This window comes from Nostoc sp. DedQUE04 (assembly GCF_034530995.1).
GTDB lineage: Bacteria > Cyanobacteriota > Cyanobacteriia > Cyanobacteriales > Nostocaceae > Nostoc.
On sequence record NZ_JAVRCA010000090.1, the window covers coordinates 1 to 18924 of the forward strand.

Below are 18924 nucleotides of genomic sequence, written 5' to 3' on the forward strand. Positions count from 1 at the left end.
CTTTTCAACTCAGCTTTGCTGGGTCGTTTTTTGTTGCTTAGTCTAAACTCCAGTTAATAAAGAATATGCTTGTATATTGGTGAAATAAATATTCAATTAAAATTTTATCTATTGATACTATTTGTGTTTATTTGTTGAATTTATAACCTTAAGCGAATTAACGGATTTAGTCAGTTAAATTTACGATTATGATTGATAATATAGTTATTATAATAATTTTGGACAAGAGCTAAACTATGAATTTACAAGATTTTGAAGTCCAGTATCGTGAGGCTATGGCTGAGACTCTCAATGAATTGCAAACAGCAGTTTTGTTATTAGCGCAAGTACAACAGAAAATTTCAACAATCGGCAGTTCTGTACAAACTCTTAGTGAGTGCGTTGAAGAATTTATTGCTGGCCAAAAAGCAGAATAAAGACACACATAACAAAAAAATTATCTGTTGCGGCAAGTAAACTGTTCTTCAATTGCAAGAATGAGATCCTTGAGTTTTAAAGGTTTGACAAAATAGTTACGTGCGCCCAAACTCAGAGCTAGTTCTCGATCTGCTTTAAAAGCAAAGGCTGAAACCACAATGATAGGTATTTTTGACAAATCAGGTTTTTGCTGGACTTGTTTTAAGAGTGAATAACCGTCAACATCTGGCAATTTCAAGTCCAATAACATTAAATCTGGCTCGAATTTCTCTATGGTTGAGAAAAAAGCAGAACCTTCTGATAAACTTTGGACTTCATAACCACAGTAACTTAGATAGTCACTAAGTAACATCCGATTGAGGTAATGGTCTTCAACTAGTAAAATTCGTTTAACTTTGTGTGACTGCAATGGCTGATTTATATTGAGTAATTGTACTGTCATTGCTAACCTATTATCTGATTATCTTAATTAAAAGCTAGTCATTATTACCATAAACTAAAACAGTAGGGCATTTAAAGAGTGAAACAAATATAAATTGTACTTATGTAATCCAAATCAAAAATATCAATCAATTCAATTTAGCTGCACTACAATACTAAAATGATAGTATTATTAAATGTAGTTAAATCAAAAATTAATCTTTTTTTTACTAATTTTTTTTAATCTAGAATATTAAGTTAACTTCTGTTTTTACAAATTTAGTTGCCTAAATTTTATGAGTAAAACTACTTAAGTAATACTGTTACTAACATTATGGTAATAGCCCTTCCTCAAACCGTGAGGGTAAGCAATACTATTGTGCAAAATCCATATTATAAATAAATTAACTTTCTAGGGACATACAGATGTAGAATTTTGCAACCGATTTATTTGTTGCAAGTATTTTTAGAAATAGTATAACCTAGAAGATTAAATTTATTATAGCTGCAAGGAATTATTCATCAAAAAAGGGAGCTGTTAGCTCCCTTACTTATTTTTTGGAATGGAAACCGGAGTTTCAACCAGATACTTTTTTTAACTTGCGTTGTGTAACAAAGATACCAGCAACACCTAAAATCCCAAATACTACTGAGGGTTCTGGTACAGAGGATGGAGAGACATACTTAGGTGTTGACCAAGTATAAATTGCACTATAGGATACACCATCATCAGAAGCAGTAATACCGGATGCAGTGGGGTTAAAGCTATAGGCATAGTAAGTTTGACCACCAGTAACTACCTTAGCAATTTCACTAGCCGCAATTTCACCTTGATATGCATTTAATGCAGCTTGCAGAGTCAGTACATCTTTAAATGATGTGAGTTGAGAGATTTGACCTGGTAGCTGATTTTTGAGAGTATTCAGTTGAGAAATTTGACCTGGTAGTGTTTGATTTTTGAGAGTATTCAGTTGAGAAATTTGACCTGGTAGTGTTTGATTTTTGAGAGTATTCAGTTGAGAGATTTGACTTGTCAGTTGTTGCCTTTTTGTTTGATTGGCTGGAATATTAGGAATTGCGTTGAGTTGTGTTTGCAGTGTGGTAATCTGTCCTGGAATTGCGTTGAGTTGTGTTTGCAGTGTTGTAATCTGTCCTGGAATTGCGTTGAGTTGTGTTTGTAGTGTTGTAATCTGTCCTGGAATTGCGCTCAGTTGTGTTTGTAGTTGTGGAATTGAACTTTCAAGTTGTGAAAGGGTTGGTTGAGTTGTTTGTTGAGGAAACTGTGATTTAATTGCATTCCACTTTTCATCAACCTTAGTAGAAATAGTTGTTGCAAGTTTAGTCTTTACATCCAAGTGACCAACTAATTTCAGTTCCACACCGCCATTCTGACCGAATTGGAAACCACCAATGTTCGGATCTCCCATTCCCAAGGAGGGAAAATAACTAGTTATTAGTGATTTGCTGTCGGCTGAAAACCCGTTCCAAACTGATTGAAATGGTGTGTAGCTACTCAATAAATCGCCTAGCCATTGGGAACCAAAACTATTCCAGTCATTAGCAGTGACACTACTAACGGTGGCACTGTAGTTTCCTTTTGTGGCGGTGAAGCCAACGTTAGAATCTGGGGTTTCGCTACTATACCAAAGCTCAACGTTAGAACTGGAGTCGTTATCTGTCAAAGCTTTGATGGCAGCTTTAGTACCACCTTGGGCATTCCCTTTGATGAAAGTACCATTTGAGCCACCAGTGTAAGTGTTAATTTCTCCATTATTATCGAAACTAAAAGATGTAGCGTGTGCTGGAGCAGTGGCAAGAGCGCTCACACCAATAGCCATTGAGGCACCAATTATAAGTGTCTGAAAAGTCGTTTTCATTGTTTTCAAGTCTCTGTCAGTTTGGAAGTTAAGTTTTAAACTACTGTCGTTTTTAGGCTTGGGCTTTCTTGACCACAGATTTTTTGGCAATACAGATGCTTACCTGCATTGTTAGCCGTCTTTGGTATCTGAGGGTACAAACCCAGTTTAAGAAACGAGGAGACCTGATTGGGTAAAGTTAACGCTGATTATCAATAAAAAGATGAAGAATGTTTTGATAGTTTTATACGTTTAATTACGTATTTTATACTAATAAATATAGTTGCGAAAAGCACAGTGTAATCTTTTTCAGATCAGTACAATACGGTGATTATTAGGGATGTACAAATGTGCATTAGTGCCAACTAAAGCTGAAATCTCCTGACTGTATGAGTTTTGCCCTCACCCCCAGATATTCTCCCCATTTGGAACGGGGGAGGAAATTCTCCAGCTCACCTTCTCCCAAATTGGAAGAAAGGGTTAGGGGATGAGGGCAACTCTAAAACGTTTGCTAAACCTAACTTTTACCTGAAGTTGACACCAATGCACAAATGTGTGCCCTAGCGCGTGTTCCATTGATAGACTTTGCCGCCAAAAATCCTTGGCGTTCAGCTTGAGAAGAAATTTAATGAAGAAACTCAGCCATTCTTTCTACAGCAATTTCTAACAAAGGTGGCTCATGCACCAAGGCAAAACGGACATACCCTTCTCCAGATTTGCCAAAGCCAGCACCTGGAGAGACTGCTACACCAGTTTGTTTGACTAGCTGGGTACAAAATTCTACGGAGTTTTCACTCCAAGGTGAGGGCAATTTTGCCCAGATGTACATTGTGGCTTCGGGAGTGGGAACATTCCAGCCAATACGGTGTAAAGCATTGATGAAAGCATCACGCCGCCTCTGGAAGGCGATCGCAGCAGATTTTACGCCAGATTGAGGGCCAGTTAAGGCTGCGATCGCACCATTCAAAATTCCCCGATACTGGTTAAAATCAACGGCGGCTTTTACTTGGCGTAAGGCGTTAATTAACTGAGCATTACCGATGGCATAGCCAATGCGGAAGCCACCCATATTGTAGGACTTGGAAAGGGTGAAAAATTCAATCGAGACGCTTTTTTCTGGATCGGCTTGCAGAATTGAAGGGACTAGGGACTGGGTATTGGGTATTGGGTACTGGGGATTGGGTATTGGGGATTGGAAATTAATGATTCCCCTTGTCTCCTTGTCTCCTTGTCTCCCAGTCCCCAGTCCCCAGTCCCCACTCTCTCCAAATACCAAATCTACGTAGGGGAAATCGTGAACCAGCACGAGATTGTGTTGTTGGCAGAAGGCGACAGCTTCTTGGAAAAAAGATAAAGGTGCGATCGCAGCGGTGGGATTATGAGGATAACTTAATACCATCATCCGCGACTGGGCCAGAACTGGGGCAGGAATATCAGCAAAAACTGGTAAAAAACCATTTTCTGCCAGTAGTGGCATCGGGTAGATTTGACCGCTGGCTAGGTAGACTCCCCCCGCATGGGATGGATAACCTGGATCGAGCAACAGGGCAAAATCTCCTGGATTAAGTATTGCTAGGGGTAAATGGGCTGTGCCTTCTTGAGAACCAATTAAAGGTAGTACCTCAGTTTGAGGATCGACTTCGATCCCAAATTTTTGTTCGTACCAGTTGGCTGCGGCTTCGCGGAATCCAAGGGTACCGTTAAATAATAGATAACCGTGGGTACTGCGATCGCCAAGAGATTGGGCGATCGCCTCAAGAACGTGGGCTTCGGCTGGTAAATCGGAAGACCCCAAGGATAAATCAATTACCTCTCGGCCAGCGGCCAAAGCGACAGCCTTGGCTCTGTCCATATCAGCAAATACATTAGATTTTAGGGGTTGTAAGCGTTTTGCAAACTGTATGTTAGTCATTTGTCCTTTGTCATTTGTCCTTTGTCATTTGTCCTTTGTCCTTTGATCGAATGACCAATACTTCTCTACCAGAGGCTGCGCCAAGGGCAACGCTCAGTACAAGTGACCAATGACCAATGACTAATGACCAATGACTAATTACTATTTAAGTACGTATCTAAGAGTTCGAGTAATTTATCTTTGCCGATGACTCCCTCGGTGGATATCAAAACTTCCTGGCCTTGAAATAGTCTGAGGGCGGGTACACCTTCCACTTGATACTGCTTAACAGTCAGTGGATTGGGGTCAATTTCCATTTTAACGACTTTGAGGCGATCGCTATATTGGGTAGCAGCTGAGTTAATCAGGGGCGACATCAATTGACAAGGCCCACACCAGGAAGCCCAAAAATAAACTAATACAGGCTGCTCGGCTTTTAACACTTCGGTTTCAAACTCAGCATCGGTTATGGTGATTACAGCCTTACTCATTGCAGTCTCCATCAGGTGGCGATCGAAGTTGGCACACACAATACTTTATCCCAAAGTCGTCAATAGTCCATAGTTAATAATTTATAGTGATTAGGATTGTTAACTATTGACTAATGACGTAAAATCCCACAGCCAACAGGTGTGGGACTAGCTTAAATAAGTTTTCTGTCAATTTTACAGTTGATCCAATTGCTTGCGTAAGGAATCTAACTCAGCATCAACCACCTCATTAGATTTAGGAGCAGTGGCTTCTTGTTGCGGTGGCAGTTGGGCTTGATTTTGGGGAGCGGCAGGTGGTAGCATCTGGGCTTTCAAGGCTGCCAATTCATCATCAACATCGCTACTACCTTCCAATCGAGCAAATTGGCTTTCTAAATCAGCACCCGCTAACTCTCCTTGTGCCTGGGCCCTGGCTTCTTGCATCAAGACTTTTTCTTCCATCCGCTCGAAGGCAGACATTGCACTGCTGGTATTCATCCCACGCACCATGCCTTGGAGTTGCTCTTGGGCTTTGGCAGTGGTGATTCTCGCTCTGAGCATTTCTTTCTTGGTCTTAGCCTCAGAAATTTTGCTTTCCAGCTGGATTAAGTTACGCTTGAGGGTATCAACTTGGGTACTTTGGCCATCTAAACTAGCTTTGAGAGCTGTGCTGGTGTCAGTATAAGTCTTCTTCCGTTCTAGAGCTTGTCGTGCTAGGTTTTCATCACCTTTTTGCAGCGCTAGTTGGGCATTGCGTTGCCACTTATTGATTTCATTTTGGGCATCATTATACTGTTTTTCACTGCGTTTTTGGGCGGCGATCGCTTGGGCTACTCCCTGACGCAGCTGTACCAAGTCTTCCTGCATTTCCAGGATGGCTTGCTCTAGCATTTTTTCGGGGTCTTCGGCTTTGTTAACCAGATCGTTGAGGTTAGAACTAACTACTCGCTTAATGCGATCAAATAATCCCATAACTTTGTTTTTCCTTGTGTGATTTACGCTTTTTCTTGGACAGTTAGCTTTTTTACTTTTTTATAGCTACCTATTTCAATGTAATCTTTCCAGTTTGAATCAGTACCTCCTAACAACTCTTAATTGTTAAGATATCGCCAAACTGGGGTAATTAGTAGAACTTCAAGAATCCTGAGTTTTGGGTAACTGCTGTTGGGGAGGCTGCTCTGTCTTTTGGCTCTCCTCAGTTAGGATTTTGTGCTGTGTGTTTTCTGACTGCTTGAAAACCTGTACCTTCATCGCCGCCAATTCGGTATCTACATCATTAGATTCCAAAGAAGTAAATTGTGTTTCCAAGTCGTCGCTACTAAGTTGAGCTATGGCTTCTGATTGAGCTTCTATCTGTGAAACTTTTTCTTCCATGCGCTCAAAGGCACTCAGACTGCTAGTAGCAGAAACTCCACCGAGCATTTCTTGGAGGCGATAAGACGCTTCAGCAGAACGGGCGCGGGCAATATACATATCTTTTTTAGTTTTCGCCTCGGAAATTTTTAACTCTAGCGATCGCATATCCTTTTTTAGCCTAGCAACTATCTCGTTTTGCTGCTCTATCTGCGAAAAGAGGGCTGTAGTGGTTTCTTTATAGGCTTGGCGCTTGGTCAAAGCTTCACGTGCTAGAGGTTCATTGCCTTGTTGCAGCGCTAATTGGGCGCGGCGATACCATTCTTCTGTTTGAGATTGAGCGGCCGCTGCTTGTCGTTCGGTGCGTTTCTGGGTAGCGATCGCTTGTGCTACACCCTGCCGCAACTGCACCAGATTTTCCTGCATTTCCAGGACAGCTTGCTCCAAAATCTTTTCTGGATCTTCTGCACCACCGATCAAACTATTGAGATTAGCGCGAATCACCCGCAGGATACGCTTGATTAATTCCATATCGGCTCTCCAACGAAATCCAGTTCTGAGTGCTGTTAGCAGGGCGTTTAGCCCGTGCTGAGTAATGAATTTAGTTATAGAGTGCTGAGTGCCTAGTTAAAGTCCTGAGTATAGTAATATTTTTTGTCATAGGGTAGTTATGGAGTGCTGAGTGCCTAATAAAAGTTTTGAGTATAATATTTTTTGTTGTGGGGTCGCAAACAAACAATATTTTGTCTCTACCACTCAGCACGGGCTAAACCTTAGCTATCCGCTAACACAACTCAGCACTTATTGACTCAGGACTGTTATTTCATGGTATCGTAGATTTTTGCAATTCATAGTTACTGAACTCGTGCCTTGATTCCTTTCGCTTCTAACAGTTTCATCTGTTGTTTTACTTGCTCTTTAGTTTTAAAAGCACCCAGATAAATCAATTCTTTGTTAGGCGATAAATAAGCATCGGGAATTACCTGCCGTGCTGAGGCAAAAGCTGCGCCTTTATTATCTATCACTACATGATAAAACCCATCTGTTCCTAGTTTCATTTCTGCATCTGGTTTTGGTGAGGTTGCGATTGGCTTGGGCGAGGTTTTTGTCGGTGAAGTGGAAGGTAAAGAAAGAGGAGGCAAGGATTGTAGTCTCGGTACTGGTGCTAAGGCGATCGGGTTAGTCTGTTGGGCTGTATTGGGGTTAGACAATGCCCCTTGAGGATTTACGGGATTTTGGGGAACAACTGGATTGGGCACTACTGCGGGGGTTGGTTGGACTTTGGGTTTTAAGCCTACTACATCATTGGGATCTCTTACTTCAGGAAACTCTTCAGTAGCTAGATTGGGATATTTGGGTATAGATGTGCTTGGTGGTTGAATTTGAGGTTGGACATTACTCCCAACTTCCTCAGTATTTTCTGGTGTGGGAGAGGAGTTGCCGTTAAATAAGTTGCCTAAATTCCATTGTGGCAAGCTTTTGGGATTGAAGACTGCATAACCCAAGATCAGACTAGCCACCAATAGCAGCAACATGGAGCCAATACCCAAAGGTGATAGCAGACTGTCGCTAGAATTGCTTGGTTTCTTGGTTTCTGGTTGTTCTTCTGTCAGACTTCGCAGCAGTGCTTCACTAGATTCTAAATAGTCATCTGGGTGCTTGGGGCTATCATCTGTTTGCAAGTGATTTTCGCTTTTAGTATTTTTAACGATCGCTGGCACAATGCTGCTATTAAAGTTGGGTGGAGGTGGTGGAAGTTGAGTTTGTGTTTTAGCTGCATTGGCGGTGGAGGGCACATTAAGATTACTCAGTTCCTCAGTTTTTGCCGTAGTTGGTGCTGGGTTTATCTCAGTATTCACAGCTACAGATGCGGGTGAGACATCAATTTTTGCCGTAGCTGGCGCTGGATTCATCTCAGGATTCACGGGTACAGATGCAGGCGATACGTTGGTTTTAATTTCCGTTGCTGATGACTGAGTTGCGCCCAATATTGTCGAAATGGTAGTTAACGGTTGGGGTTGTTTGCTGATGTAACTTGCAACACGGGACTGCTTAGATGACACCAAACCAGTTCGCGTGCGTCGGTATCGAGCTAACTCTTGATCTAGCGGCACCTCTAAACTTGCTAGTGCTGCTGCTAGTACTGGTTTCAACCCAGGTGTTTTAGACGATTGATGAGTACTGGAGTCGTTCAGGGAGTTTTGAGTCATTGCCTTTTTGCCTCAAACGTAGATTACTGGAATCAACTTTTAGATAGATATATTTTGTGATAATAGTAGCGGAAATTATTTAAATAGATAGAGTGAGCATTGGGGAGGCAGTTGCTCCACTTGGGGTCTCCCCAAGTGGAGCAACTGCCGTCATTGGATATGGGGCATTGGGCACAAGAAACAGAGGGGCACAGGGGCAGAGGGGAAAGACTTACTGCAACTTCTCCTCGGTCACTGAGCGTAGCCGAAGTGCTGCCCCCCTGCTCCCCTGCTCCCTTGCTCCCCCACTTTCCAATCCCTACTCCCCACTTTGAATAATGTCGTTGAAATCAATTAATGATGTTTTAAGGATTCTGGAAAAGCAGTCGAAATGGCAGGAGCAACCATTTCAACGCCTGCTCAAGTGTTGGGCAGAAGTTGTTGGGCCAGTAGTTGCCGCAAATACTAGACCATTATCAATTCAGCGTGATGTTTTGTCGGTAGCAACTTCTAGTGCTGCTTGGGCGCAAAACCTGACTTTTGGTCGCACATCTCTACTTTTAAAGTTGAATAAAAAGCTGCCAACGCCTTTGGTTGATATTCGCTTCTCTACTGCTGGCTGGCAGAATCCGTCGGTGGAAAGAAAACAGCAACAAACGGTTTCGCCTCATGAGCATCCCAGTTACCTTGGCGATGAGATTAGCCGCCCTGATGATACACCCACCAAGGATGTAAATGCGGCTTTTGGACATTGGACAAAGATTGTGCGATCGCGATCGCATGGCTTACCCCTTTGTCCCCAGTGTCAATCTCCCACCCCTCCCGGTGAACTCCAGCGCTGGGAAGTCTGTTCTGTCTGTGCTGCTAAACAGTTTTCAAAGCAAAATAGTTGAGCGATTATTTGTTGAGCAGAGTTTATCCTGAAATAACTTGCTGTCATTACATCAAATCTTTCTGATTCTTGAGAAAAAGTATAATTTGCCGCTAAAATATGCCAAATGTGGTATGTAAAGCAGACTATTTATGTGAAATTCTATGCCTTAAGGATGGCTTAAGGAGGAATTTAAAAGGTTGAATAAATCAAAAGCTTTACTTTTACTCTTGATCCCTAATAAGTTTTAGACGATACGTATATGTAACTGCTTTAGGAATTATTTAAATATATAACAAGATTATAAAAATATCCTGAAGTTTATTTTTTACTTGGGATCGCTGAAACCTATGGAAAATAATGACTTTTTGGCTTTTCTCTGTCTTTATATATAGAAGCAGAATATAAAGATGAAATTCAGCCAGAAACAACACTAAAGATGAATCCGAATGAAACCCATTAAAGTTTTAGCATCTGCCTGTAGATATTGTCGTCATTACCAGCCAGAAGGTCGCCGTGGTGGAACGTGCCAGCAGTTGGGCGCACCAGTTCAAGCGACTTGGAAGGCTTGCTCTTTGGCGCTTCCACCTTTTGCACCTTCTTGGGAAACCTTAGAAGATGCTTGGGGTTTACCAGATGCATCTCCAGTTTTAACATCTTGTCAATCTTTAGCTTCAGATTTTGATAATGCTGCTCTTGCCCCTCTAGAGGAAATAGCTGCCTCCATATCTGAACAGGTAAAAACTAAAGCAGTGGTTATTTAGTCATCCATTATTACTGGACTGAGTTTGTAGTCTGCTTAAAATAAGATTTGTTTTTAAGATTTTTAGTGCTGTAAAAGTTGATATCTACAAAAATCGCACCTCATTTAAGGGGGGCGATTTTTGCAATTCTAAGGTAGCCAAGGAAAAGAGCGAAAATCTGGTGGACGCTTTTCGAGAAAGGCTTGTTTGCCCTCAGTTCCTTCTTCTGTCATGTAATAAAGTAGGGTGGCGTTGCCAGCGAGTTCTTGTAAACCAGCTTGTCCATCACAATCAGCGTTAAAAGCAGCTTTAAGACATCGAATTGCGATCGGACTTTTTTCTAAAATCTCTTGCGCCCATTGAATACCTTCGGCTTCTAGTTGTTCCACTGGAACGACGCAATTAATTAAACCCATTTCTAGAGCTTGTTGTGCATCATATTGGCGGCAGAGAAACCAAATTTCTCTAGCTTTTTTTTGCCCCACGATGCGGGCAAGATAGCTGGCTCCAAAACCACCGTCGAAACTGCCGACTTTCGGGCCCGTCTGTCCAAAAATGGCATTATCGGCAGCGATGGTAAGGTCGCAAATTAAGTGTAGGACGTGTCCACCACCGATCGCATATCCAGCCACTAAAGCAATCACCACTTTCGGCATCGAACGAATCAGCCGTTGTAAGTCCAGCACATTCAAGCGAGGGATGCCAGTATCATCCACATAACCCGCATGTCCCCGCACGCTTTGATCGCCACCAGAACAGAAGGCATATTTACCATCAGTGTGGGGGCCATAACCAGTAAATAGAACAACACCAATAGTAGTATCTTCACGAGCATTACAGAAAGCGTCGTACAGTTCAAAGACGGTTTCAGGACGAAAAGCATTGCGTTTATGGGGACGGTTGATGGTGATTTTCGCAATGCCATCAGTTTTTTGATACAGAATATCTTCGTAGGTTTTGGCAGTTTGCCAGTTAATTTGCATTGGTATGGAGTGCGCTGTTGCTTCAAGAATTTTATCGCGGACGTAGGGACAAGCGATACCTGCGGTAGGCTACGCCTACGCTAAAATTGGTGTCTCAAGCCTTTACAATCTGGTAATTGTCTGGGTGTTGAGGAATAAAAATGCGGCGCGACACCATTTTCTATAAATTATTTAAGCAATTTCCGGGTTTGCTGTTTGAATTAGTAGATGAACCACCTCCAGAAGCAGAAAATTACCAGTTTGAATCAGTTGAAGTGAAAGAAACGGCGTTTCGGATTGATGGAGTATTTTTACCTCCGCCTGATGCAGTTTCCAAAACCGTATTTTTTGCAGAAGTGCAGTTTCAGAAGGACGAAGACTTATATCACCGCTTCTTCAGCGAATTGTTTTTGTTTCTCTACCGCAACTCTATTCGTTACGATGACTGGTTTGGTGTAATAATTTTTGCTTCTCGCAGCCTAGAACCTTCTAACTCAACAATTCACCGCGCTTTGTTGGAAAGTGGCCAAGTCAGGCGGGTTTATCTGGATAAGTTGGGGGATTTGCGAGAACAACCTTTGGGATTGGGTTTGATGTTGCTGACAAATGTTACTTCTGAAACCGAAGCAATGGAAGGGGCGCGGTTTTTGTTAGAGCAAGCACGGCAACAGTCGGAGCAAGCGATAATTGATTTAGTGACGACGATTATTGTCTACAAGTTTTCTAAGCTTAGTCGAGAGGAGATTGCAACGATGTTGGGACTGAATTTGGAAGAACCACGGGCGATTCGGGAAGCGAAGGAAGAAGGACGAGAGGAAGAAGCGCGATCGCTCATCTTAAGACTATTAAACCGACGGGTGGGTGAGTTTCCTGAGTCGCTTCAGCGCCAGATTCAGGTGTTGTCGCTAGAACAGTTAGAAGCTTTAGGTGACGCTTTGTTGGATTTCTCTACTCTTGCTGATTTGGAAGGGTGGTTACAAAGTCAACAAAGCGGGTAAGTTTCACGTAGGGGAAAAGGGCGATCGCACTCCGTAAAATAATGATGGCTACAAATAAAGTTTCCCGAAGTGAAGAAGCATTTGCAGACACGCGGGTATATTATAAGCGGTGGAAGAAAAAGTGCGATCGCTCATTTTACTTCTATCTCAGAAGCTCGATCGTCTAATTCTCCTAGTGCAGAAATAATCACAGGAGGTCTATCAGGAAATTCTGCTACAAGTTTTAGCTCTCCTCCCATAGCCTTTACATAACTACGCAATGTAGAAAGAAGGAGGTCAGTACGTTTTTCCAGCCTAGAGACACTATCTTGGCGAATCCCTAATAGTTCTGCCATAGATTCCTGAGTTAACTTTCTGGCTTTTCTAATGTCTTGAAGTGTCATGTTTTCAGCAATAAGCTCTTGAGCGCGAGCTTGAATTTTTGCTCGACGTGCTGGTGGGAGTTTTTCCATTACATCGCTCAGTTTTGTTGTCATAACTTCATTCTCCTTTTTCTTTGAGTTCATCAAGATGAGAGTCAAATCGTGCATCTGCTTTTGCAATCAGTTGCTTGTAAAATCTTTTTTCACTTATCCCTGCTTTGTTTCCAGCTATAAGTAATATTGCTTTCTTCTCTGGATCGAAAGCAAAAGCTACTCGCCATACACCATCGTCTGCATAAAAACGAAGTTCTTTCATATTTTTATGTCGAGAGCCTTTAAGTGTATCAACATGAGGTCTTCGCAGGAGAGGGCCTTCGGATTCAAGCAATTTGGCGTGTGCAAGGATTTCGTCCTGTACTTCTGTTGTTAATTCATAGAATTCAGGTAGAAATTTATCATGAAATGAAATTTCCCATGTCATGAGTTGATTATGGATTAAAATCCATATTGATTCAAGTCCCTTTTATAAACAATATTTGTTCAGCTAGTTTATTTTATATAAATTGATACACCAGATAAAATGAGCCAACTAAGAATAGATAAGCAAGAACGGTAAAATTGATGAACTCATCAAAAGATAGCCAAAAACATTATCCTAATATCGACGAGAATACTTACTCTAGAATATTGGAACTGTCTAAGGTAGGAGATGCTTATACAGAGCAAAAAGAATTTGTAAAAGCGATTGAAAGCTATCATCAAGCTTTTGATTTGATACCCGAACCATTTGAAGCCTATATAGCATCAACTTGGTTGTTAACTGCTATTGGCGAATCATATTTATTCATGGGTGACTATGAAAAAGCACGTCATGCACTTCAAGAAGCTATGTATTGTCCAGATGCAATTGGAAATCCCTATATTCATCTAAAACTAGGACAAGCTCAATTGGAACTAAAAAATTTTGAGCGTGCTCAAGAGGAGCTAGCTAGGGCTTATATTATAGAAGGCAAGGCTATTTTTGAAAATGAAGATTTAAAATATTATGAATATTTGAAAACATTTATTCGAGAAGTTGAGTAGTGCAAGCGCGTCTAAAGCATCTCACTGAATATCCACTCCAAACTTACATAAATTTTCCTGTCGCCACTTTGCATCTTTTTTACGATTTGTCTGCAACTCTAAAACCCGAATTCCTGTATTTGGAAGTAGGTTGAATCTTTGTTGTAACTGTTCCCAAGAAGTAATCAATTCATGCTGAACATTATAAGTAGCGCACAACTGAGCAAAATCAATATCCTGGGGAGTGCCAAAAAACTCTTCAAATGGTGGCTCAAACTTGGCAATGGGTAACATTTCAAAAATTCCACCGCCATTGTTGTTAATTAACACAATCGTGAGATGTCCGACAAACTTATTGCGGATTAAAAAACCATTGGTGTCATGCAACAGAGCTAAATCTCCCGTTAACATCACACTACTTTGCTGGCGATGAGCAATTCCTAATGCTGTGGATAATGTGCCATCTATGCCATTTGCACCCCGGTTAAAGTACGATCGCACTCCTAAATTATTTGGTTTCCAGAAATATTCCACATCCCGCACAGGCATACTATTGGCAATAAATAGAGGCGTTTCTGGCGGTAAAATCTGAGAAATTAACCAAGCTGCTTTACTCTCAATAATTTCATCTATTTTCCCCATCGTCTGGTCAACCACTAACCTAACCTTCGCTTCTGCATTACACCATTCCTGCACATAATCTGAGGATAAAGATAAATTTCTCTCCTCTACTTTTATTCCTTCTACAGATATTCGTAAATGCGTCGTTCTCCCGTGCAAAGGGTCGAGGTTTTGGTCGCTAGGGTCAATTACCCAGCGTCGCGGTTGAGTTGCATCTATCCAGTTACGTAGTTCTTTACTCGTAGGCATTTCACCTACCTGAATCACCATTTCCGGCGCTAGCTGCTTTGCTAGTTGCTGATTTCGCAAAATCAGGTCATAAGTGGAAATCAAATAAGGGTTGAGTTCGGCATAATTTCTGACTGGGGAGAGTCCCTCTGCTAGCACAGGCCATTTGAGAGTTTGGGAAAGGTGCGCGATCGCTCTACAATATTCCTCTGGTTGCTGTGGTTGGGCAACACCTGCGATAATAATGCCGCGATCGCATTCTTTCCATTCTTTGGGAATGGGGAATGGGGCATAGGGTATGGGGCATGGGTTTGCTATTCCTGCGAAAAAGTCTTCTGATTCTAACTGCGATCGCAAATAACTCAAGTCGGTTCCATCAGGAACAGGCGCTAAGGGATCGCGAAAGGGAATATTCAAATGTACTGGCCCCTTTGTAGGAGTTTGCGCCCTTTCCCAGCTATGAATTACTGTTTGTCGCAGATAAGCTAGCATTCCCAGATCGGCACAGGGTAAGGCTAACTCCGTTTGCCAATTTGGGTAGTTTCCATATAATCTCAATTGATCTACAGTTTGCCCAGAGTGACAATCTCGCAATTCTGGGGGTCTATCGGTGGTTAATATCAACAATGGGACGCGACTATACGAGGCTTCAATGACTGCTGAATAAAAATTTGCTCCTGCTGTACCAGAAGTGCAAACTAGCACCACAGCACGTCCGGTTGCTTTAGCTTGTCCCAAAGCAAAAAAGGCGGCGGAACGTTCATCAAGAATGGAAATCGCTTCAATCTCAGGTGCTTGTTGAGCAAAGGCGATCGCTAAGGGTGTAGAGCGCGATCCCGGACAAATAATAGCACAAGTCAATCCCAACCGCTTTAAGGTCTCTGTTAAAATATAAGCCCAAAGTTGATTAACATTCGTATAAGCGATCGGCATTAAATCAAACATAGCTATAAAACAATCTTAAATTTTAGATTTTGTCTAGGGAAATTCAATTTAAAATCCATCAATGCGGTGTTGAGTTCCATCACCGCCACGCGAGTTTCTGGGAAAGAAAATCTCCAAGCAAACTTGCTGAACTTTCTACAAAATGCACAATTTGCTCTCAAACTTTTATGGACTGCATTCATTTAACGGGAATTCGCGGCTATGGCTACACTGGGTATCTACCAGAAGAACAGGTGCTAGGACAATGGTTTGAGGTGGATGTGAGGTTATGGTTGGATATCTCCACAGCGGCCAAGACTGACGCGATCGAAGACACTTTAGATTATCGCAGCGTCATTAGCTTGACACAACATCTGATCAAAACGTCTAAATTTGTTTTGGTGGAGAAATTGGTAACAACGATCGCAGATTCTATCCTCCAAGAGTGCGATCGTGTAACAAAAGTCCAAGTCACTCTCAGCAAACCTGCCGCACCTATTCCAGACTTTGGTGGCAGAATTAGCATTGAACTGACTAAAATCAAGTCCAACCTTTAATTCACAAAATGTGTTTTTTTGCAATATCTATCAGCCAGCAAAGAACAGGGGGTTTACGTGGATTTTGGAAGTGTCTCACAATAAGAATCTTTCCTGCCATTGGCACCAGTACCTATTGATTAACAAAAAACTAAAAAATACCGCGAACGGCTGATGAACATTTAACTTACATATTTTTAGAGGAGAGGAATTGTGATTAAGTATTAACCAGAAGCTATAGGGCTAGTATTTTATTTTTAAAATACGCTTAGTGGCGTGGCAAGGCTAAAATAGTGCATTAAAAATATCTCAGCTATTGATATGTCAGACACATAACTATTTTTATATTGCACATATTTAGGCTTACCATGCTATTACAATACAATAATACTGAGATATTTTTAATTATGGTTGTTAAATGAATATTTCTAAGTAATACGAGTTTACTGTTCATTAAATATTTCAGATAGCTTAAACTCTAATCTAGAACTCCTCTGATATGATATAAAAGCTATTTGTAGGTAAAGCAGCATCAAACTTTTTAATCACAGATTAAGATTAATTATTAATAATTAAATTAATGTAGATTAATATATTACATCCAAGACACTCTAGATTTTTTTAATTATATTAAAGTAATATCCTGTGATTTTATGAAAAATTTTTCTTGATTAATTTGTATATAGATATTATACTTAGTATTTATACTTTCCCAATAGAATTATTGTATACATTTTAAAATCAGTTTTTGAGTGCTTGATAATTGCATTCTAATTTTGATTTGATGTTAGTAGCATCATATTAGCTACATAAATTAATCAAAATTAGCTTTGATAATCATATATAGCAATCCTAAATGAGATCCAAACAAATATGTTCCCTGTTAAGAGTTCCCTGTTTCCTGCCTCAAAGGGTAGTTTGTAAATCAAATAGGATTTCTATAAATTTCTGGAGATTAATAATATGATGCTATTTACTCATTAGTCAGTATTAATATCAAGTAAGAATACAGGATAGTTAGAGATTGTTTATGAGAAGATAAGCACTTTTGACTTGAGTTGACACTGACAACAAGAATCTGAACTTTAGCAAACAGGTTATCGTAACATGTTCGCCCGCAAAATCTTAATTGTTGAGGATGAAAAAAATCTAGCCTCAAATATTAGAAAAAGTTTGCAAAAATTAGGTTATTTAGTATCAGAAATAACTGAATCTGGTGAGGAGGCAATAAAAAAGGTAGCAGAAAATCATCCACATTTAGTATTAATTGATATCTGTCTAGCTGGAGAAATAGACGGTTTTCACGTAGCTGATATTATTCAGAATCACTTTCATGTGCCTGTAGTATATCTAACGGAGTATTCGGAATATAAAAGATTACATAAAAATCAGCTAAGTGAGCCTTTTAGTTACATAGCCAAACCATTTATTGAAAGTGATTTACATTTTGTGATTGAAATGACACTGTACAAACATCAGAGCAAAAAAATATTATACGAAGAAAAACAGAGGTTGATGGCAATTATTAATAGTATGGGCTGTGCGGTGATTGTTACCTATGCAAATGGTTGTATTGAAATGATGAATCCCATAGCAGAACTAATCACTGGTTGGAAGCAAAGTGAAGCGTTGGGGAAAGATTTAATAGAAGTCGTTAATTTAGTTAATAAAGATGTAGGAGAAAAAATTGAAAATTTAGCTACTTATGTAATCGAAGCAGGTGAAATTTTCAATTTACCAGAAAACTGTACATTGATTACTAAAGATGGTAAAGAAATAGCGATTGGAGATAATGTTGCACCTATCCGCGATCGAGATGGCAATATTACTGGCGCGGTTTTAGTGTTTCAAGACATCACTAAACGTAAGCAGACAGAGGCACAACTGATCCGCAATGCATTTTATGATGGGCTAACAGAATTACCGAATCGTGTTTTATTTTTAGATCGGCTCAGACAAACTATTGAACGTAGCAAACGCAGAAGCGACTATTATTTTGCAGTTTTATTTTTAGATTTAGATGGCTTCAAAGAGATTAACGATCGCTTTGGGCATGGAATAGGGGATGATTTTTTAGTAGCGATCGCTAGACGTTTAGAGTCATGCTTACGTAGTGGCGATACTGTAGCACGATTTGGTGGTGATGAGTTTACTGTTCTTTTGGAGGATATTAAAGACATTACCGATGCTACCAATGTTGCCAAACGTATTCAAGACTCCTTAAGATTGCCAGTTAACCTGAATGGATATCAATTATCTGCTACAGCTAGCATTGGTATTACTTGGAATTTTAGTAATTATGAGGAGCCTGCAACTCTACTGCGGGATGCCGATATTGCGATGTACCAAGCTAAACGGCAGGGAAAAGCTACTTATGCCATATTTAGTTAAGGATGGAATATGATACTCTAGCGGCTACTAAGGTTATCATACACAACCGAGAAGCCCCATAATTCTGTCATGGAAAAAACCGAAAAACAGAAAATGCTCGCAGGCGAATTATATCTGGCCGAAGATCCAGAATTGGCTGCCGAAAAGAACCTAGCCAGTCGTCTGTTGCGAAAGTACAATTCTACAACCGAAGAACAGCAAGAGCAACGGCAGCAAATTTTGCAAGAATTATTTGGAAAAATCGGTCAAAAAGTAGCAATTGTGCCACCCTTTCACTGTGACTATGGCAGTAATATTTTTGCTGGTGACAAATTGTATATGAACTATGGCTGTGTAATTTTAGACTGTAATACAGTTCACATTGGTGAAAATGTTTTGTGCGCTCCTTATGTGCAAATTTATACTGCTTATCATCCTATAGATCCAGAAATTCGTCTTTCTGATAGAGAATTAGCTGCCCCAATTAACATTGGTAATAATGTCTGGATTGGTGGCAATGCAATTATTTGTCCAGGCGTAACTATTGGTGATAACACAACCATTGGTGCTGGTAGTGTAGTTGTCAAAGATATACCTGAGAATGTTGTCGCTGCTGGCAATCCTTGCCGCGTCATTCGGTATTTATCCTAG

19 protein-coding genes are annotated in these 18924 nt (G+C 40.6%); 8 read left to right on the top strand and 11 right to left on the bottom strand.

Annotated features, from left to right (window positions below; genetic code table 11):
- Positions 1 to 236 precede the first annotated feature (236 nt).
- Positions 237 to 416, top strand: a complete 180-nt coding sequence (locus tag RM049_RS35685; RefSeq protein ID WP_322674919.1) for a hypothetical protein — start codon at positions 237 to 239, stop codon at positions 414 to 416.
- A 20-nt stretch (positions 417 to 436) separates the two neighbouring features.
- Here RM049_RS35685 and RM049_RS35690 read toward each other — a convergent pair whose 3' ends face one another.
- The 7 genes from RM049_RS35690 to RM049_RS35720 form a co-directional block, all read right to left on the bottom strand.
- Positions 437 to 859, bottom strand: coding sequence for a response regulator (locus RM049_RS35690; RefSeq protein WP_322674920.1), 423 nt, complete (start codon positions 857 to 859; stop codon positions 437 to 439).
- A gap of 556 nt (positions 860 to 1415) precedes the next feature.
- Complete coding sequence (locus RM049_RS35695) at positions 1416 to 2714, bottom strand: NF038130 family PEP-CTERM protein (RefSeq protein WP_322690239.1); 1299 nt, start codon at positions 2712 to 2714, stop codon at positions 1416 to 1418.
- Between the two features lie 604 nt (positions 2715 to 3318).
- Complete coding sequence (locus RM049_RS35700) at positions 3319 to 4605, bottom strand: LL-diaminopimelate aminotransferase (RefSeq protein ID WP_322707588.1); 1287 nt, start codon at positions 4603 to 4605, stop codon at positions 3319 to 3321.
- Between the two features lie 134 nt (positions 4606 to 4739).
- A complete protein-coding gene (locus RM049_RS35705; protein ID WP_322674923.1) occupies positions 4740 to 5075 on the bottom strand; it encodes a thioredoxin family protein in 336 nt (111 codons plus the stop codon).
- A gap of 174 nt (positions 5076 to 5249) precedes the next feature.
- Positions 5250 to 6026, bottom strand: coding sequence for a PspA/IM30 family protein (locus RM049_RS35710; protein WP_322707589.1), 777 nt, complete (start codon positions 6024 to 6026; stop codon positions 5250 to 5252).
- Positions 6027 to 6188: 162 nt separating this feature from the next.
- Positions 6189 to 6938 (bottom strand): PspA/IM30 family protein, encoded by a 750-nt coding sequence (locus RM049_RS35715; RefSeq protein WP_322683590.1) that lies wholly within the window; start codon positions 6936 to 6938, stop codon positions 6189 to 6191.
- A gap of 323 nt (positions 6939 to 7261) precedes the next feature.
- Entirely contained in the window at positions 7262 to 8617 is a 1356-nt protein-coding gene (locus tag RM049_RS35720; protein ID WP_322707590.1) for a hypothetical protein, read from the bottom strand.
- Positions 8618 to 8934: 317 nt separating this feature from the next.
- Between RM049_RS35720 and RM049_RS35725 the strand changes: the two genes are divergently transcribed.
- Together RM049_RS35725 and RM049_RS35730 are read left to right on the top strand one after the other, a co-directional pair.
- Positions 8935 to 9489 (top strand): DUF721 domain-containing protein, encoded by a 555-nt coding sequence (locus tag RM049_RS35725; RefSeq protein ID WP_322683588.1) that lies wholly within the window; start codon positions 8935 to 8937, stop codon positions 9487 to 9489.
- A gap of 427 nt (positions 9490 to 9916) precedes the next feature.
- Positions 9917 to 10231 carry a hypothetical protein gene (locus RM049_RS35730; RefSeq protein WP_322683587.1) on the top strand — a complete coding sequence of 105 codons (315 nt, stop codon included), beginning with the start codon at positions 9917 to 9919 and terminating at the stop codon, positions 10229 to 10231.
- Between the two features lie 128 nt (positions 10232 to 10359).
- Here the strand turns inward: RM049_RS35730 and menB are convergent, their stop codons facing one another.
- Positions 10360 to 11193 carry a 1,4-dihydroxy-2-naphthoyl-CoA synthase gene (menB, locus tag RM049_RS35735; RefSeq protein WP_322690266.1) on the bottom strand — a complete coding sequence of 278 codons (834 nt, stop codon included), beginning with the start codon at positions 11191 to 11193 and terminating at the stop codon, positions 10360 to 10362.
- Between the two features lie 140 nt (positions 11194 to 11333).
- Here menB and RM049_RS35740 point away from each other — a divergent pair, with 140 nt between their 5' ends.
- Positions 11334 to 12170, top strand: coding sequence for an Rpn family recombination-promoting nuclease/putative transposase (locus tag RM049_RS35740; RefSeq protein ID WP_322707591.1), 837 nt, complete (start codon positions 11334 to 11336; stop codon positions 12168 to 12170).
- 131 nt (positions 12171 to 12301) lie between these two features.
- Here RM049_RS35740 and RM049_RS35745 read toward each other — a convergent pair whose 3' ends face one another.
- Positions 12302 to 12646, bottom strand: coding sequence for a helix-turn-helix domain-containing protein (locus RM049_RS35745; protein WP_322683584.1), 345 nt, complete (start codon positions 12644 to 12646; stop codon positions 12302 to 12304).
- A 4-nt stretch (positions 12647 to 12650) separates the two neighbouring features.
- Positions 12651 to 13013: a type II toxin-antitoxin system RelE/ParE family toxin gene (locus RM049_RS35750; RefSeq protein WP_322707592.1), complete on the bottom strand. Its 363-nt coding sequence runs from the start codon at positions 13011 to 13013 to the stop codon at positions 12651 to 12653.
- A 140-nt stretch (positions 13014 to 13153) separates the two neighbouring features.
- On the opposite strand from RM049_RS35750, the gene RM049_RS35755 reads away from it, so the two are divergent.
- Positions 13154 to 13615, top strand: a complete 462-nt coding sequence (locus RM049_RS35755; RefSeq protein ID WP_322707593.1) for a tetratricopeptide repeat protein — start codon at positions 13154 to 13156, stop codon at positions 13613 to 13615.
- A 21-nt stretch (positions 13616 to 13636) separates the two neighbouring features.
- On the opposite strand, the gene menD is transcribed toward RM049_RS35755, so the two are convergent.
- On the bottom strand, positions 13637 to 15388 hold the full coding sequence (gene menD / locus RM049_RS35760; RefSeq protein ID WP_322707594.1) for a 2-succinyl-5-enolpyruvyl-6-hydroxy-3-cyclohexene-1-carboxylic-acid synthase: 1752 nt from the start codon (positions 15386 to 15388) through the stop codon (positions 13637 to 13639).
- A gap of 167 nt (positions 15389 to 15555) precedes the next feature.
- On the opposite strand from menD, the gene folB reads away from it, so the two are divergent.
- The 3 genes from folB to RM049_RS35775 all read left to right on the top strand — a co-directional run bounded on the left by folB (position 15556) and on the right by RM049_RS35775 (position 18924).
- Positions 15556 to 15924: a dihydroneopterin aldolase gene (gene folB / locus RM049_RS35765; RefSeq protein ID WP_322674934.1), complete on the top strand. Its 369-nt coding sequence runs from the start codon at positions 15556 to 15558 to the stop codon at positions 15922 to 15924.
- 1086 nt (positions 15925 to 17010) lie between these two features.
- A complete protein-coding gene (locus tag RM049_RS35770; protein ID WP_322674935.1) occupies positions 17011 to 18294 on the top strand; it encodes a diguanylate cyclase domain-containing protein in 1284 nt (427 codons plus the stop codon).
- Positions 18295 to 18363: 69 nt separating this feature from the next.
- Positions 18364 to 18924 carry a sugar O-acetyltransferase gene (locus RM049_RS35775; protein WP_322690248.1) on the top strand — a complete coding sequence of 187 codons (561 nt, stop codon included), beginning with the start codon at positions 18364 to 18366 and terminating at the stop codon, positions 18922 to 18924.

Bases quoted from the DNA above. Each gene is read 5' to 3' on its own strand.
- RM049_RS35685 (WP_322674919.1), top strand. From the start codon at position 237: ATGAATTTACAAGATTTTGAAGTCCAGTATCGTGAGGCTATGGCTGAG.
- RM049_RS35690 (WP_322674920.1), bottom strand. From the start codon at position 859: ATGACAGTACAATTACTCAATATAAATCAGCCATTGCAGTCACACAAA.
- RM049_RS35695 (WP_322690239.1), bottom strand. From the start codon at position 2,714: ATGAAAACGACTTTTCAGACACTTATAATTGGTGCCTCAATGGCTATT.
- RM049_RS35700 (WP_322707588.1), bottom strand. From the start codon at position 4,605: ATGACTAACATACAGTTTGCAAAACGCTTACAACCCCTAAAATCTAAT.
- RM049_RS35705 (WP_322674923.1), bottom strand. From the start codon at position 5,075: ATGAGTAAGGCTGTAATCACCATAACCGATGCTGAGTTTGAAACCGAA.
- RM049_RS35710 (WP_322707589.1), bottom strand. From the start codon at position 6,026: ATGGGATTATTTGATCGCATTAAGCGAGTAGTTAGTTCTAACCTCAAC.
- RM049_RS35715 (WP_322683590.1), bottom strand. From the start codon at position 6,938: ATGGAATTAATCAAGCGTATCCTGCGGGTGATTCGCGCTAATCTCAAT.
- RM049_RS35720 (WP_322707590.1), bottom strand. From the start codon at position 8,617: ATGACTCAAAACTCCCTGAACGACTCCAGTACTCATCAATCGTCTAAA.
- RM049_RS35725 (WP_322683588.1), top strand. From the start codon at position 8,935: ATGTCGTTGAAATCAATTAATGATGTTTTAAGGATTCTGGAAAAGCAG.
- RM049_RS35730 (WP_322683587.1), top strand. From the start codon at position 9,917: ATGAAACCCATTAAAGTTTTAGCATCTGCCTGTAGATATTGTCGTCAT.
- menB (WP_322690266.1), bottom strand. From the start codon at position 11,193: ATGCAAATTAACTGGCAAACTGCCAAAACCTACGAAGATATTCTGTAT.
- RM049_RS35740 (WP_322707591.1), top strand. From the start codon at position 11,334: ATGCGGCGCGACACCATTTTCTATAAATTATTTAAGCAATTTCCGGGT.
- RM049_RS35745 (WP_322683584.1), bottom strand. From the start codon at position 12,646: ATGACAACAAAACTGAGCGATGTAATGGAAAAACTCCCACCAGCACGT.
- RM049_RS35750 (WP_322707592.1), bottom strand. From the start codon at position 13,013: ATGACATGGGAAATTTCATTTCATGATAAATTTCTACCTGAATTCTAT.
- RM049_RS35755 (WP_322707593.1), top strand. From the start codon at position 13,154: ATGAACTCATCAAAAGATAGCCAAAAACATTATCCTAATATCGACGAG.
- menD (WP_322707594.1), bottom strand. From the start codon at position 15,388: ATGTTTGATTTAATGCCGATCGCTTATACGAATGTTAATCAACTTTGG.
- folB (WP_322674934.1), top strand. From the start codon at position 15,556: ATGGACTGCATTCATTTAACGGGAATTCGCGGCTATGGCTACACTGGG.
- RM049_RS35770 (WP_322674935.1), top strand. From the start codon at position 17,011: ATGTTCGCCCGCAAAATCTTAATTGTTGAGGATGAAAAAAATCTAGCC.
- RM049_RS35775 (WP_322690248.1), top strand. From the start codon at position 18,364: ATGGAAAAAACCGAAAAACAGAAAATGCTCGCAGGCGAATTATATCTG.